General features: G+C 42.0%; 13 protein-coding genes. 5 read left to right on the top strand and 8 right to left on the bottom strand.

Features of this window, described 5'->3' with window-relative positions; all coding sequences use genetic code 11:
- Window positions 1–28 precede the first annotated feature (28 nt).
- A complete protein-coding gene (locus GN111_RS25265; RefSeq protein WP_231715555.1) occupies window positions 29–1,723 on the top strand; it encodes an ABC1 kinase family protein in 1,695 nt (564 codons plus the stop codon).
- Window positions 1,724–2,482: 759 nt separating this feature from the next.
- Here the strand turns inward: GN111_RS25265 and GN111_RS25260 are convergent.
- The 5 genes from GN111_RS25260 to GN111_RS25240 form a co-directional block, all read right to left on the bottom strand.
- A complete protein-coding gene (locus tag GN111_RS25260; protein WP_170302463.1) occupies window positions 2,483–3,682 on the bottom strand; it encodes a site-specific integrase in 1,200 nt (399 codons plus the stop codon).
- A 305-nt stretch (window positions 3,683–3,987) separates the two neighbouring features.
- Entirely contained in the window at window positions 3,988–4,215 is a 228-nt protein-coding gene (locus tag GN111_RS25255) for an HTH domain-containing protein (protein ID WP_155306416.1), read from the bottom strand.
- 983 nt (window positions 4,216–5,198) lie between these two features.
- Entirely contained in the window at window positions 5,199–6,350 is a 1,152-nt protein-coding gene (locus GN111_RS25250; protein WP_155306415.1) for a hypothetical protein, read from the bottom strand.
- Between the two features lie 266 nt (window positions 6,351–6,616).
- Entirely contained in the window at window positions 6,617–7,531 is a 915-nt protein-coding gene (locus GN111_RS25245; RefSeq protein ID WP_155306414.1) for a hypothetical protein, read from the bottom strand.
- A gap of 139 nt (window positions 7,532–7,670) precedes the next feature.
- Window positions 7,671–8,372 carry a hypothetical protein gene (locus GN111_RS25240; protein ID WP_155306413.1) on the bottom strand — a complete coding sequence of 234 codons (702 nt, stop codon included), beginning with the start codon at window positions 8,370–8,372 and terminating at the stop codon, window positions 7,671–7,673.
- 373 nt (window positions 8,373–8,745) lie between these two features.
- Here GN111_RS25240 and GN111_RS25235 point away from each other — a divergent pair, with 373 nt between their 5' ends.
- The 4 genes from GN111_RS25235 to GN111_RS25220 all read left to right on the top strand — a co-directional run bounded on the left by GN111_RS25235 (window position 8,746) and on the right by GN111_RS25220 (window position 11,530).
- Complete coding sequence (locus GN111_RS25235) at window positions 8,746–8,901, top strand: hypothetical protein (RefSeq protein WP_155306412.1); 156 nt, start codon at window positions 8,746–8,748, stop codon at window positions 8,899–8,901.
- A 134-nt stretch (window positions 8,902–9,035) separates the two neighbouring features.
- Complete coding sequence (locus GN111_RS25230) at window positions 9,036–9,236, top strand: hypothetical protein (protein ID WP_155306411.1); 201 nt, start codon at window positions 9,036–9,038, stop codon at window positions 9,234–9,236.
- A gap of 155 nt (window positions 9,237–9,391) precedes the next feature.
- Window positions 9,392–10,018, top strand: coding sequence for a recombinase family protein (locus GN111_RS25225; RefSeq protein ID WP_197740423.1), 627 nt, complete (start codon window positions 9,392–9,394; stop codon window positions 10,016–10,018).
- Between the two features lie 945 nt (window positions 10,019–10,963).
- Window positions 10,964–11,530, top strand: a complete 567-nt coding sequence (locus tag GN111_RS25220) for a hypothetical protein (RefSeq protein WP_155306410.1) — start codon at window positions 10,964–10,966, stop codon at window positions 11,528–11,530.
- A 379-nt stretch (window positions 11,531–11,909) separates the two neighbouring features.
- On the opposite strand, the gene GN111_RS25215 is transcribed toward GN111_RS25220, so the two are convergent.
- The 3 genes from GN111_RS25215 to GN111_RS25205 all read right to left on the bottom strand — a co-directional run bounded on the left by GN111_RS25215 (window position 11,910) and on the right by GN111_RS25205 (window position 15,862).
- Window positions 11,910–13,547: a hypothetical protein gene (locus GN111_RS25215; protein WP_155306409.1), complete on the bottom strand. Its 1,638-nt coding sequence runs from the start codon at window positions 13,545–13,547 to the stop codon at window positions 11,910–11,912.
- Window positions 13,548–13,737: 190 nt separating this feature from the next.
- The gene (locus tag GN111_RS25210) at window positions 13,738–14,838 is read right to left on the bottom strand and encodes a lysylphosphatidylglycerol synthase transmembrane domain-containing protein (protein ID WP_155306408.1); all 1,101 of its coding nucleotides are present in this window, start codon (window positions 14,836–14,838) and stop codon (window positions 13,738–13,740) included.
- A gap of 19 nt (window positions 14,839–14,857) precedes the next feature.
- A complete protein-coding gene (locus GN111_RS25205; RefSeq protein ID WP_155306407.1) occupies window positions 14,858–15,862 on the bottom strand; it encodes a glycosyltransferase family 2 protein in 1,005 nt (334 codons plus the stop codon).
- Window positions 15,863–15,871: the final 9 nt, after the last annotated feature.

Here is a 15,871-nt window from a genome sequence, read left to right as displayed (position 1 = left end):
AATTGGTCGTAGGAAGGAGAAAAGTAATTTGACCTTTTTTAAAATCGGAAGTGTTGGGCGTACCTACCGCCACATGCAGCGTTATCGCCAAATCCTTACCGTGCTTTTTAAGTATGGTTTTGGAGACCTGATTGACGCGCTTAAGATCGAACAGTATCTGGAAATTGGATTACAGATGATTTCCCGTAGACGCCGGGAGAAAATCGAGACGCTCCCCCGCGCTGTTCGGGTAAGGATGGTCTTGGAAGAACTGGGGCCCACTTTCCTCAAGATGGGCCAGATTCTCTCCACCCGACCCGACCTGTTGCCGGTTGAGTTTATGCAAGAGCTTTCCAAGCTTCAGAATGAAGTGCCGCCGTTTCCATTCCCGGAGGTGGACGCAGTTGTCAAAGAGGAACTCCAAAAACCGATTGATCAGCTTTTTTCCAGTTTTGATAAAAAACCTCTTGCGGCCGCCTCTATCGGTCAGGTTCACCAAGCGAGAATGCCTGATGGAAAAAATGTTGTCGTCAAGATTCAGAGGCCAGGCATCCAACGTACTATCGAAGTGGACCTGGAGATCATGACGCACCTGGCGGGCTTGATGGAGCGTCACCTGGAAGGATGGGATATACAGCGCCCCACCAGGGTAGTGGAAGAATTTGCCCATACGCTGGAGAAGGAACTGGACTATACTCTGGAAGCGGCGCACACGGAGCGATTTGCCAGGCAGTTTGAGGATGAGCCTGCGGTTTATGTGCCGCAGGTCTATCGCGAAGCAACGACATCACGGGTTCTAACCATGGAACATATAAGAGGTGTTAAGGCTTCCGATATTGACCGGTTGGAAAAAGAGGGGCTTGACCGGAGCAAAATTGCCCGACAAGGCCTCATCTTGATCATGAAGCAGATCTTTGTCCATGGTTTTTTTCATGCCGATCCCCATCCGGGCAACATCTTTGTCCTTCCGGACAATGTCATCTGCTATATAGACTTCGGCATGATGGGACGACTTGATCTGGAAACGCGGGAACGCTTCGCCGATCTGATCATGAGTATCGTCCATCGGGATGAGAGAGAGGCAGCAAAAGCCCTGCTAAGGCTCACTCTTTCGGAGGAGGGACCGGATTATCCTGCCTTTCAAAGAGATACGGCCGAGTTTATGGATCAACATTGCTACCGTCCACTAAAGGATGTGGAACTGGGACCGCTGTTGCACCAGCTTCTGGAGATGGCGAAAAAACATCGTCTGGGTATCCCGCCCGATCTGTTTTTGATGATCAAGGCACTGAGTACGGTGGAAGGACTCGGCCGGGCGCTTGATCCAAATTTGGATGTTATCGAACAGGCCGCTCCATTCATGAAACGCATTCAGTTAAACCGTATCCACCCCCGACGAATCGGAAAAGACATGGTCGATTCCGGGACCGATCTTTTCTACCTTTTAAAGGATATCCCAGGAGAGGTTCGAACAATTCTCAAATTGGTAAGACAGGGCAAGGTCAAAATGGAGTTTGAACATCGTGGACTGGAACCGATGATCGCCGCCAATGACCGGATCAGCAACCGGCTTTCCTTTGCCGTTGTCCTGGCATCCCTGGTGATCGGCTCGGGCCTTATTGTTCTTTCGGGAGTTCCACCAAAATGGAATGAAATCCCCGTTATCGGCCTGATCGGCTTCATGGTTGCAGGCGCCATGGGCTTCTGGTTGCTGATATCGATCATGAGAAGCGGGAGGATGTAGAGGATGTAAAATCATCTTGAAGCCCAAATAAGCTGGTGGCGTCAACGAAGATAACAACTGAGTTTTTTGGAATAAGTTTCAGGACGTTAATATATGAAAAGAATAGCCTGAACCTTCTTTAGTGAAAAGAATGTCACGGTGCCCCGATCAATTATAGTCGTCTTTAACCGATGTTAAAGGATTATAGGGTGGAGATGGATGCACTCAATATTCATATTGGACAACAAAAAAGGTCCTCCTTGCCTGTGTGTATACCGTGCGGACAAGTCCATTCTGGTCCTGTGCAAGCTGGAGGGACGAGACCACAAAATGGTCTTCAACCTCATTCCCCCCACCCACAGGAAACGACCTATTCTTTGATAACCCATTAATATTGAAAGCTTTCAGTTAATTGTGAGTGAAAGAGAACGGTTCTGAATAGGCTTACACGCGGGAATGGAGATCTGATTGTGCGGTTGATTTTGAGGACCTGAATTACGATATCACCGCATTTGATGCAAACGGGAATCGAACCCATGTCCATTCTCTGTTTGGAGAAAATGTGGAGAAAAACATTTCCCGCGTAGGGATGCGGAGAACGTGATTCGGAGGCTCTCAACGCATTGTAAATAAAGGGCTTTTGGTGTGTTGGCACTGGGGGGACTGGATTTCCGGAAGGCGGCGAGCCCTCCACCATTATTACAATGTAAAAACAATAAGTTGTAAGATTTTACATTGTTCGAAATGTTGTTCAGATGTTGTTCACCTGAACAACATTTTTTATTTCTGCATTTTGACAACTTTCCCGGCCCTCTTTTTCTGCAAATCTTTGATCGTGGACACCACCTTTACGGACTCCCTTCTACGGGGCTGGAAATACCTCTCGAACGCCTTGTTAGTGGCAGAGCCGGTTCCACCGCGTTTGATCTCCTCCGGAGTCATAAACTCACCCAAAGCGGTTGCTGTCGAGTGCTTTGTTCCGCCGTATAGGTCAACCCCTTTGACACCGAGATTATCACATGCTTTATCCCAAAATTTTTTGAAGTATTTGGGGCCAAACTGTTCCCCCACTTTGACACCCGATCTGGTGGCCATATGACGGAAGAAATACAAATCTGGATCAATCGACCTGGGGAAGCTTTTGATCAATTCAATGTCCTCGCCGTCCAAAATAGCAAATTTGCCTTGCTTTCGTGACCCCTCTTTCGGATGACGAATATGGATGACTCCAGATTCCAGGTTGATATCCCTTTCCTTCACATTACGCATTTCACCTGGACGGATTTTAATGTATGTAGCAAGCAGTTTAATTCCTAACCATATCTTTGGTTCAATCTTGAATGATATTCGTTTTACCTCTTCAATGATCGCCTGCTGCACTCCGATGCTCACCGTGTTACGCCATCCTAACTCAAATGCAATCTCCGGGAATTCAGGCAACTCAAACCCTTTTTCCCTTCGAGCAACCCACTTAAGGAATTGGTGTAGGCAGGATTTCATGTTGTGGCGTGTCTTGTCGGATATCTTCTCATTGGTTCTTTTGTCCCTGTGATCGGCCATTAAAAAATCTTCGACCTCACCGGTGCCTATTGTTTTGACATTGCCCTGCCCCCAGACATCAATAGCTCTATTCAAAAAATTCTCATACGATTGAACAGTTTTCTTCTTGATCTTCGTTCGCTTCTTCTGTTCAATCCATTTGTTTGCAAGGTTTTTGAACCCGAGCGGATTATCTTTACGGTAGTCGCGAACGTCGAAGGTGCCTTTGTCATTCTCGAAACGTAATCCTGTGAGAAAACGTTCCGCTTCATGATACTCACGAAATCGCTTTGTAATCGATCTTCCAAAGCGCACTACAAACTTGCTATTTGCTGCTATTTGGGGGTGCTGTTTACAAAACAGCCCGGCCCGATTCTCATCGTGATAAAAAATGCCACCGCAAAGAGGGCATTTTTGCATTGAGTAAATACGTCCCTTCATACATCGCCCCCACATATTGTGCATTGGTGCAATTGTATAGGACTTTTTACTACTGTCAATGTTTCTACTTTTTCTCACGTTCCTCTGTTACCCTTCCGGGTCAGAGTAACTCAATCTAATAAGGTGGCCGTGTGTGGCCGTGAACTGTTTCGGTGGAAGGTAATTAGGGGGTAGCCGTCGCGGGCGGCGGCCGTAAGATAATCCGTGGTTCTGGACCCTGCTATCGTTGATTTTTATGATCCCCCCGGAACTTGTCCGGGAGGATCGCCATTGCCAAAGGTGGGGTGGGTGTTCCCGGCATGGTGTTAAGCGGCTTGACCATTCAGTATGCGAATTGCTTCTTCCGCGATGTCATCACGGGTTCTTCTCTTTGCCTTCGCGCACTTCGAAGGATCCTTCTCACGCAGTTTTTGTGCTGCCTTCCTGATAGTATTTTGCGATACTCCGAGTTCATCTGCCAGCTGCTCGATGCTCTTGCTGGACCATTCCCTTGCGATCGTGACATAATCTTGCGTTCCCAACATTTTTCTCATTGTACATTCCTTTCTTTAAAACAAAAAAAACGGTTAATTTGAAACTCCAAGGAACACCCGTACACCATTTCCCGGATGCTCACGCTTGATAGTCCCAAATAACCGCTTAATGCTGGGGATGCGCGAGTCTTGCGTGCCGAAGCTACGCTAACTGTTATGTGCTACCTTATATATGTCCGTTCACCGGGCTTGTCAAGCATGATGAGGTAAAATGGTCGCCCGCACCCACAGTATACTGGCCCGCTAACTGAACCGTATGGAAGCGATGATGGACACTGATTTGGATACTATGCTGGTCGACTATACTGGCGTGGAGTTTGAAAGGGAATACCAAAGGGAGCTTGATGGGTAATTTGAAAATTGCCAGAAGGTTAAGGACATGATTCATTGAATAACTATGAAATGGTTTCAACTATGATCTGCCCATAAGATGGGTATGTCCGGGAGCTTATCATCGAGCGTTTGGAATTGCTAATCGCCGGTGATATCAACAAACATTAACGGCACATCCAAAGTCCATTACCTCCGCAGTTGAAACATGGAAATAGATGAAGTTTATTGCCGGTTGAATGTTCTGGTAAATAGCAGCTAATTCTCTTTAGTTTGAAGGTATGTCCTGGGAGGAATTACTCGAAAATTTGAAAAGGGCATTTGCTGGTGATATAGTCGATGGTAAAAGGGCGTGTCTTGAACGATTACCGGCCGATACCCTTTAGATTAGTCTTGAACCGACATCTTGGAATATCGCCTCAGCGAACCTTGTAAGGGACGCCCGCTTGCGAGGCGTTCCCTGAAAAGGTTTTTACAGAAAAGAGAGTTGTCAAACTCTATTTAAATGTTTATAACATTTATAAGCATTTTTTCATAATAATTTTTGTTGGTTATAACTATATTTATATGCGAATATTTGAAATATATATGCGTTTATTCAATAATTTTATGCGTTTTTATAAAATTTATATGCGTTTTAAAAAGTGATCTACTTATGTCGGCACTTTTAGCAATTTATCGCCATTATCCTGCTGTTTTTCAACCCCCTTTTTTTGATGCTCAAAAGTCAATACATATTGTCTTTGTCCAATATGATCATTATTCCAGCTATAACCATCAGCAAGCCCTTTTGCCAGCATTTCTTTAAACGCTTTGTCGATAGATTTATGAACACCACTGTTGTTATCCCAGTGAATATCAAGAAACGATTTAATATCGCTAAACCACAAGCGTATTTCTTCTGCTTTATGTCCTCCAGCAACTCTGTTAAGAACGAATCGTTTATATATAAAGTAGGCGTTTTTAGTTAATTTAAGTGCACTTTCAGTAATCCAATCGGTATCCAATATCAACGTATTGTGAAGAACCATTTTCCCCAATGGGGATTTGAGGTATATTGCAAAGGCATCTTTATCAAATTCAGCTGTAAAAATTTGCTCACTATCCATCATATTATAGTATATGTCAGTAATGTTCCCACGTGAGTATCTTTTTGTCTTTTCATTCATTCCAGGTTCAACATCTATGAATTTCACTTTGTAGTTCATTTTAAACTTAACTTCGCTAATTCTTTTGACATAGTCGTATAAGTTATAGCGATATTTTTTTAAAACAGGATAATCTCTAAAAAGATTTGATGTGATAAATGCGACGCCCTCATCTACATATAGTCGCCTCGTTCTTTCTTCCATATCCTCCTTAAACGATCTATAGCCACTAAATTTTTTTAGATATTTTTCAAATTCATTTGCATTAAATTCATTTCCCATTGATCCCTGAAATGAATATCTATAATTCTCAATTGTATCTTTATCTAATGACTTTTTATATGCTTCAAATGGTGGTTGAGAAATGTATTCCAAATTTTCCGGATTTATCGCTCCTTCATCAAATTCAGAAATTACGTCCAACACTTTTTGGGATCGCCAGCTTCTCGGTAAGCTTCCAAGTTTTGAATATTTATCGTTATAAAGTCTATCCAATAGTACATCTAAAATTATTGATTGGTGCTGGTTCCATGTCCCATCGATGGAATAGTTAGGCAAACTATAGGGCATTTCTTTTTTATTGTAAGTGTCCACCGGACACAGCGTAAAATTCAACTGGCGATTTGTGATAATCCTGCGGTTGGATTGGTTTGACATTTATACATCCCCCATAACAAATTACATTCCCCAAGGATGCAGGGTCAAGACCAGGGTGTTATGGTTGGGAAAACCTGATCCTGACCCGCAACCAAAGTGAGGTGCACATATTGAGAATCTGCGCTTGATTCTCGATGCGGTATTCCCGCCTTTTGTGTATATTTTATTCTGTAATTCTATCGGTATCATCCAGAATTTTCATAAGGGCAACGATACATTGGGATGCCGCGAATGCACTTCCGATAGGTCAGATTGATATTGATAATTTAATTAGGTAATCTATTATAAAGTTTTTTTGCTTCATTTAAACTATGGTCTTTCAATCGAAGATATGTTTCTTCTCGTCCCTGTGTTGCAGTCAAGATATTGTCTGTGAGCTGTATAATTCTACATCCTCCGCTACTTGATGAGCCCTCAATATTGGATTGCACAGTTATCCAATTATCCTTTTTTGATAATTTTTGCCACTTTCCGGAATGCTTCTCTGCAAATTGTAGGATATGATCTTGAAGTTCCCAAGTCCCATTCCCTAATGACTTTTCCCAAATTTTAGAATCAATATTTATACTATACTTTATTTCTTCATAGATTCCATTTGGTTTATAAACATTTATATAAATATATAGTTCGTCTGAATTTTTATACCAACCTTTTGACCATGCACCAATTATTCTTTTTCTGCAGTCTGTGTCATTGGGCGGTGTTCCATATCCTATTAATTGTTCTTTACTCATTACTCGTTCAAGTAGAGGCAAAGTTATTGGGAAACCATCTGCTTTTTTAAATTCAATTATGTCTAATACCTTATAGTATTCACCCGGAATAAAAATTCCCTTTTGAATATATTCGCCTTTTAAAGGTAGTATAGCTATCATTGGCAAAGAAACAAAACTTTCATATGAATTTGTAATAGTATAAATCAGATATTTATCGACTTTTTGACTTATTCGATAGTTAGCAGAACCATGATCGTTTACATAAAAAAGTGTTCTTTTTAATTTCTCTAACCCGCCTTCTTTAAAAGTATGTTTTATGGAATCAAGAGATTCAATTTCACTAAATCCAAAAGATTGAGCAATTTTGAATTCTTTATCGTCATTTGAAGCATATAGTATATTTGGATATAAAACAGATACCGAAATGATGCTTAAAAACAATGCGGAAAACATTTTATTAAACATCAACACACCTCCTTTATATATGATTAAAACTCAAAAGAAATTTATCTTTCCAATCATTATTTTCTTCCCTATCGGCCCAATGGCACCGGGCCAATCTTTGGCGTAACAGAAAACTTTCTATGCAAGGTGTAGAAGTTGGTTAGATTTCGAACCATTTTTTATGGTCCTGAGGATCGATGATAATTATCTTGTCCCATGCATGTTCAATCGATACGAGCTTGCGCAACTTGTCTTGATCTGACTTGGAAAGACCATGGACAATACGATTAACAAGCATAAGCCACCACTGTTGGTATTTATGCTGATATTTTTCAACTTTTTTTGATTTTTCATCCACGCAAAAATTGACGTTCATTTGCATATCAGGAAGCTCCCAACCATTAGCATCGCCATCGATAAAGCCCCCCATAACAAACATTGTCGAATGTATTTTGCTCGCCCTAAAAATTTTAAGTTTGAATCCTGGTGTTCGGAATACTGCATTCTGTTTAGCCGGTGATGACTTAAACTCTTCCAGCGCTTGACGCAACTCTGGCTCTAAATTTTTCCAATGTCTGACTGGGCGACTAAAACAAAAGTCAACAAACCAGCTTTCATCATTGATTGGTACGCCAAGATTATCAAGAAGTGTATTGATTTTCTTTACCAATGGGATAGAGACTTCTTCGAGCCCTTTCACACCATTCTCATTAAAATAATTTTTATTCAAACGCCGAACTTCGATAGCAATGACTCCATCAACTAAAAAATCTGGTGGGATATTTCCATCTGGTTCAAAAATAACATCAACATATCCTCTATGGGCCAAATGATCGAAGACATGACTTTCTGTGGCATCCATAGCTATTCTCCAAATCTAACCGGTTAGTATATAGATCTGTATATCATGAAATTTGTAACCTTTGAAAACGTTTATAGAATAAGCTTAAAAATTTTGTTGAAATCCATGTATGATCCAACCACAAAAACAGTGCAAACACCGTTGCCCCTTTAGTTCTGCAGTTCCCGTTTCACACCCACACAGATCCTTCGTTAGTGCTCCAGGCACCGTGTTCCAGGCGGCACCCATTTTTCATTTCAAAAAGCATTTCTGCTTTCACTTACCGAAATTTTCATCTCACCTTCGTGCAATCCATTTAATCACTGACCGCTATATATATAAATTACTGATAAGACATTGTATCGAATCATATCCCCAACATAAGGAGGCATGAATGGAATTGTTCAAACCGGTAATCATTATCGCAGCAATCATTTTAGCTGTCATAGGCATCGCTTACGTAATTTCAATCCTTCCGCAGCCGATCATTTGGGCGGCCGTCATCTTGATGCTTGGAGCGTTCATTTGTTTAGGCAGGGCGCACCAATGATGATACCGCCTAACCTCGTAGGATCGGTTTAGGCGGAACCTAACCCGTGCGAGAAAGTCGGAATCATAATGAACCATTCATAAAAACCATATCTGGAATATGCAAGTAATCATAATTTAACTGGAGGTGTACAAATGATAGCACCAGCAACAAAACCGAACGTGAAATTGATCGATCAAGACGGGAATGCTTTTTCAATCTTGGGACGAGTGAAGAAAGCTCTATGGCTAGGTGGAGCTGATAAAGAATATATTGACCGCTATCTTAGCGAAGCAACATCGGGCGACTATGATCATCTGCTCTGTGTGACTATGGAATATGTTGATGTTGAATAATACTGCAACAAGGATCGCCATCGATTATAAAACGTTAACGACCGTATATACCTATCAAAAACACAAAATGAAAACCATTGAATAACTTTTTATAAAATTATAAATATAATGTTATTATAGATGGTTTTCATCTAAATTCCGAAGGAGTGCAATTTGTGGGTAAGAAAAATATCAAGACGATTGGTTACTTGAGGGTATCGACTGTCGATCAGGATCTTGAAAAGAACAAGCATGAAATCCTTGATCTGGCAAATGATAAGGACTTTGGAAAGGTTGAGTGGGTAGAGGAGAAGGTCAGCGGAAGGAAGTGCTGGAAGGATCGGAAAATTAAAGATGTGATCGATATGCTGGATAGCGGTGATAGAATTATAGTGCCGGAACTGTCACGCCTGGGTAGGTCCATGCTCGAAATAATGGAGATGCTGTCCGTATTGAATCAAAAGGAGGTTTGCATTTATTCCGTTAAAGGCGGATGGGAGTTAGACGGGAGTCTTCAATCCAAAGTCATGGCAATGGCATTTTCGATTGCCGCCGAGATAGAGCGTGACCTCATCAGCAAACGTACCAGGGAGGCGTTGAGGGCGCGCAGGGCAAGCGGTATGAAGTTGGGGCGGCCGTCAGGTCCAGGAAAATCGAAACTCGATGAATACCATGAGGAAATTGTAGCGTTGCTCAAAAACGGCTCGACCAAATCGTATGTGGCGAAAAAATACGGAACAACGTTGCCAAATCTCTATAACTGGTTAAATAAAAACAAAATAGACTCCAGCCCATACACCTGAACTGAACTATGATAATTAGATGTTTGAGGACGTCTTTTTCAAATAACCACCGTGTTATCCGGAAGTTATCCTTCCACTAAAAGCACCGCACTCTCGGTAATTACCAACCCTGGTTAAAGATCGAATTTCATTGATTTTTCCTGAAATATTGGATAGTTCTGGAAATGAAGATTGATACTAAAACAGGAAAACTGGCCCGAATTTCCCTTTATGCGTTGGACTTAAGTCGGCAACTATAGCCCAGCACCAGAGTTCATTGCTACGCCAAAATATGTTGTTGATGCTACATAAGGTCGATTACAGCATGAGGCCACCTGAGATTTGCATTGATATTGGCAATGGCGGGGTGACAGATATGCAACGCGATCAAATGGAAACCACTTTGTATACTAAATCAGTGCATTGGAAGCATGAAGACGAGTATCGATTAATATTTCGCAGATACGTAGGAAGGAGCTATATCTTTGGTACAGACGCTGTTGCCGAGGTAATCATTGGTTCACGAGCAAGCGACGAGGATATGGCTGCGCTACTTGGATATCTCAACAGGTCAGAATCTAAAGCAACAGTAAAACGAGCGATCCGGTCGCAATCTCAATACGCTTTGGAGTTCAAAGAGGTACAGCGATAGCCATCCAGAAAAAACTTGGTTGTCATGCCATCATCAACGAAGCCTTCAAGAAGCCCGAGAAAGGTAAGGATGGCAATTACGGTGAACCAAACATTGATGAACGGCTTGCCGACCTAAACTACATTGCCCACGCAAAGGCACATCCCACTTTTATCGAAAACATCACCACCAGCATCACCGATCCGGGTAATACTCACGTTTTTTGGATTCACGGCATCAAAGATGAAAATCTTGCGAAAGAGGCACAGAAAAGGTCCTATGGTGACGCCAAATGCTTGGTTGGCTATGGCCAGGGTAAAGGCAATGGCGAATCAATGGACGCCGAAAAAGCAAAACAGTTCGTCAAACTGCTCTGCGATAATGACCTTTCCACCAAAACAACGCACGGACAAGCAAAAAAGTATCGCGGTGCCAGTCCCACCAACATGAACCAGTATTTCAAGATTACCGGTGGCGATCTCGCCGGCGTTCAATCTGTTCAGTTGGAGTTCGCCAAGAAGGATGTTCGTGTCGGTAAATCAATCGCTGAAACCGCTGTAAAAGTGGCCAAGGCCATTTCCGCGTTGTTGAAGTGTGAAACGGTCAACATTCCAGAGGACAAGGCGGACGAGGACCTGGTGAAAGAAGCCACCGACAAAGTAATGGAAGCTGGCAAGGAGTTACTTTGGGTAAAATGGAGAAGCCCGCCGAAGAGCTGGCAGTCTATGACAGCGTTCAAACTTCTTCGCAAACGCACTCCCGTCTTCATGGGTCAAATTGGGGATGAATCGAAAATAGTGTTCCTGAATCATCCTCAAGCTCGCGCGCCCCCATCATCGACTGAACCCACCCAACAGATTCTCCGGATGACAGCATCAAAGCCGCGAACGAATGGAGTTTGAGTTCCTGGGTTTTGATCCACCTTTTACCAACTTCTCCAACCACCAGGCGGTCGCTTTTAATATCGAGGTGCCCCCAGTGGATTTCATTCAGTAGCTGATCTCGCAGCACTCTTGCCTGTCCGATGTCCCTGCCAAGCGATTTTTTATCGGAGTGCCCGTTCACGGATGCCTGGAAATAATGGGTGTCGCCCCTTTTAAACAAATGATGGTTCAACTTTTTCGCCATCATAGACCTTCTACGATCAGGAAGGAGTTGCATTTAGAGGAAAAAGAAATTTTTGTGCCCATTCTGGATTTCAATTATAGAACTTATTGATCGGTTGAAGAGCTGACACTGGTTACCCGTTCATAGATGTAATCAGCGCTGAAAGGTTGGGTGTCAAATATCTTTTAGCAGCAACTTGTACAACACACCCTTTGAATAATGATTTAGATCACCGCTATTTATTTTATCAGTTCGATTCCCAAAGTCGTTGGTCGTTCTACTTATCAAGCGATTCGGTGGTACGCTATCGTAATAGACAATAAAGCTGTTTTTTTTATCAATTATTCTTCCGAAATCCGATGAGATAACGACATTGATGAATTGCATTTTATCCAAATCAGACAGTGTAATTTCATCCATTGTATTCAAAATTTTGGACAAACCAGGCTTGTTGACGACATAAACCCTGGGTTTCCTTTCCCAGTTTTCAGGAAACGTATAGATATTTTCCAAGATATATGCTGATGACCAATCAAAAGTGGGAATACTTCTAAAACGTTTTACAGCTTGGGTCTCGAAAAATATAAGAGTATCTTCCCGAAAATTATGGTAAGAATTCAAAAAATCTTGCCAGAAACGTCTTTGAACACAATAGGCATCTCGATAGTCTTTCTGAATTTGAATGCCGTTGAGAAGTAATAACGATGCCATTATAGAAAGCAGAAAGCGTCCTATCGTTCCTTTTTTAAGATTATCAAAAAAACTCAGAATACGAGCACAGACGCCGGCATAGATAAAAGCGGTACCTATCGATGCGGATAAGTGAAATCTTGATTCCATGCCATAAACTGTTTGCACACTGCCATTAAGTGTCAGTGGATATGCCAAAATGAGCATTACCATGCCAATTAGCGTCAATTTATAATTACCCATGTTTCCTTTAAAAAGTGGGTTACCAGACGCAACGAGGGTGCCATTGCGGATTAAATGCAGGTCCCTATTATCGTTTTCTTTACGTGACCCGACAATCGATATCACCAACGTAATCGCCATGCTAACAATTATTAGAAAAATAATGTCACTTGTGTTTATGATGGTGGCAGTCTTCACGAGGAAAAACAACTGTCCACGAAGGTTATAAAAGGGGCCCTCCACTAAGTGTTCGATGCTTTTCAAAAGCAGATTACTTACACTGCTATCTTGTAAACGCGGATCCGAACCGACTATCTTAAAAATGAAAAAGGCGGCAAATATGCAGGCCATAATAATTCCATGCTTCAGCACTTTATTTTGTATACTTCGATTCCATGGATAGAAAAATAGCGGTGCGGCAAAAAAAACCCAATATACAGTCTCGTAGCAAAATAATGAGATCACAACAAATAGGTAGGAAAGCCATTGCATTTCCTTAAGATAAAAGACGAAGGCAAGCAAAACTAAAGTGATTGCGGGCTGTATCCCTAATGCTGCTGTAATCCATATTTTTGTGGTTGACGCCGGATAAAGGACAAACGCCAATGAGCCAATCAGCGAGGTTAATTCATTTTTCGCAAGGGTATTAATCAACACGAAACAAAGGATTGCATTGATTGATAAAATAACAAAACCTATAATATAGATACCACCTAAGCCACCAAAGCTAAAACCTGCATACGACAGCGCATAAATAAACGCGCCATGAAGGGGTCTCACATTAACTGGTGAAGAGAAAATTGTCGTAAGTATTTCAACAACGCCCTCTCGAATCGATATCAAAATTTTTGTAATTCGATAGTAGTCGTCAATATACAACCCAAAATCTTTGAACAGCATGTAATTGCAAAACCAATTCACCACAAGGACAGTGGAATAACAGAAAAATAGGCGAAATCTGGAAGACAACATGAAGCTGTCTCTGTATGTCGCTGTCCGGTGGTTGTATGAATATATCATGCTTTCGATACCCTATGACGGCGCACCAGGTGTTTTTCAGATGTATTTTATTGTTAGCTTTTCAAAACAATTAAACCTGTGATCGAGGTTCCTTAGAACAGGACGAGATGGCAAACGACCGAATTCTCGAAAGATTAAATCCTGTCACCCAGACGGAAATAATACCAGCCAGACAAATCGGGAGCATTTGGATAACATGGTTGGCCAAAGTGATACCGGCTGCTTGATCCGGCGAAAATCCAAACAAGGACAATGAGAAAATACCACCGGCTTCCCATAGCCCCCAGTATCCAGGGATTGAGGGTAGTGAGATAAAAAAACATATCACAACCATTGATATGGTGGCCTCTATAAACGTTAAATTAATGGATGAGCTGCCGCGAGAGAGAAGATAATATCCAGCCGTCCATAATAGCCAATATAAGATACTCAATCCAATACAAATCAAAGAATCGGTAACGCTGCGAACAATTGAAAATCCCTCAGTAGCTCGATCAATAAGTCGTGTCAGAAGTGTGCTTCCCTGGTCACCTGCATAAGTTCCTATCATAGGCATTCGTTTGGTTATAAAAAGAGAAATTCTCGAAATTAACCTTTTAAGGAAATGTTCTACGGTCTTAATACCAAGCAAAAGAAATCCGGCTAAAAGAAAAATACTTACCAAAAACAGTATTGCTGCCAAATGCCAAAGAAGCGATTCGGACAGTTCTATATTCCTATAAATGACCGGAACAGCGGCTCCAAAATCTACGAAGATAAACGTAGCTGCCAAAAAACCAAGCAATGTCAAAATATCAAAAAAACGCTCAACAGCCAAAGAAGCCAGACATCCAGAAAATGAAGCTTCATTTTTGGCTTTATGCCAGAAAGGTCTTACCAATTCTCCTACCCGTGCTGGCAATACGCAGTTTGCCAACAGTCCGATTACCAGCGGGTGATAAGCATTAAAAAATGTAAGCCGGCTATGAGGATGAGTAATATATTTCCAACGCAGCGCTCTAACGAAAACACTTACTGCCACAACAAAAGAAGCACCAAAAACACTGAGCATATTAATTTCTCTATAGTACGCTACCAATGAAGCCAGTGGCACACTATGAAACGCGTAATAAAAAGCGATTCCGGAAATGATCATGCTTAAGGCAAATGGAAATAAATCGCGACTAATCATATGGTACCTTAAAGGTTCATTAAAGATTCCATCGTTGTTCCACTCCAACAGTCGATTCAATGATGTAAACGGGACGGTTCTTAACCTCTTCGTAGATCTTGGCGATGTACTCACCAATAATCCCCAGACTGAATATGGTAAACCCGCCAATAATCAGCATGACCATAATGAGCGTTGCGTAACCGGAAAACGTAGTGCCATGTGCCCAAGACGCGATCGCATCCAACGCGATTACCAGTCCAACAACCAAGACCATTAAGCCTGATATGGAGATTAGGTGAAGCGGAACGCTGGTAAAGGAAATAATGCCGACCAAAGCCAGTTTGACCAAAGCCTTAAACTTGAAGCGGCTTTTGCTCCCATCATGGCGCTTTTGTACGCGGAAGGGAATGGTTGTCTGATTGAAACCAATCCAATGTGCCAAACCACGATGAAAGCGTTCTTTTTCGCCTATCGTCTTAACAATAACGTTGGCTGCACAGCGATCGATCAACATAAAATCCGATGAATTACAAAGATTAATTCCACCCAGCCAATTAAATATTAAATTAAAAACAGATGCCCTGCCCCTTTGGAGGATTGAATCGGCGTCTCGGTTTTCTTTTACCGCATGTATAACCTTGTAGCCTTCCTGCCATTTTTTAAAAAGCTCATGGATTATGGCTGGTGGGTGCTGCAAATCTGAATCCATACTTACGATGGCTTCCCCGCTAGCGGCCTTTAATCCCACCAACAGAGCCGCCTCCTTACCAAAATTCCGGCTAAACCGAATGGCTTTGACAAAAGGGTACCGGCTTGAAAGTTTCTTTGAAACTTCAAAGGTATCGTCTGTACTACCGTCATCGACAATGATTATCTCAAAGTTGAACGCTGCCTTCCGCAATTCCACAATCAAAGAATCGACCATAATAGCGATGGTCTCTTTTTCGTTAAAAGCAGGCAAGACGATACTGACCAATGGCCTATCCATTATGCTCATATCACTTACACTCAAAGACGATTGATTCTTTTCAATGGCTTCCATGCTTTTGAA

The sequence above is a fragment of the Desulfosarcina widdelii genome (genome assembly GCF_009688965.1).
GTDB lineage: Bacteria > Desulfobacterota > Desulfobacteria > Desulfobacterales > Desulfosarcinaceae > Desulfosarcina > Desulfosarcina widdelii.
This window is presented reverse-complemented; position numbering and strand designations above follow the sequence as displayed.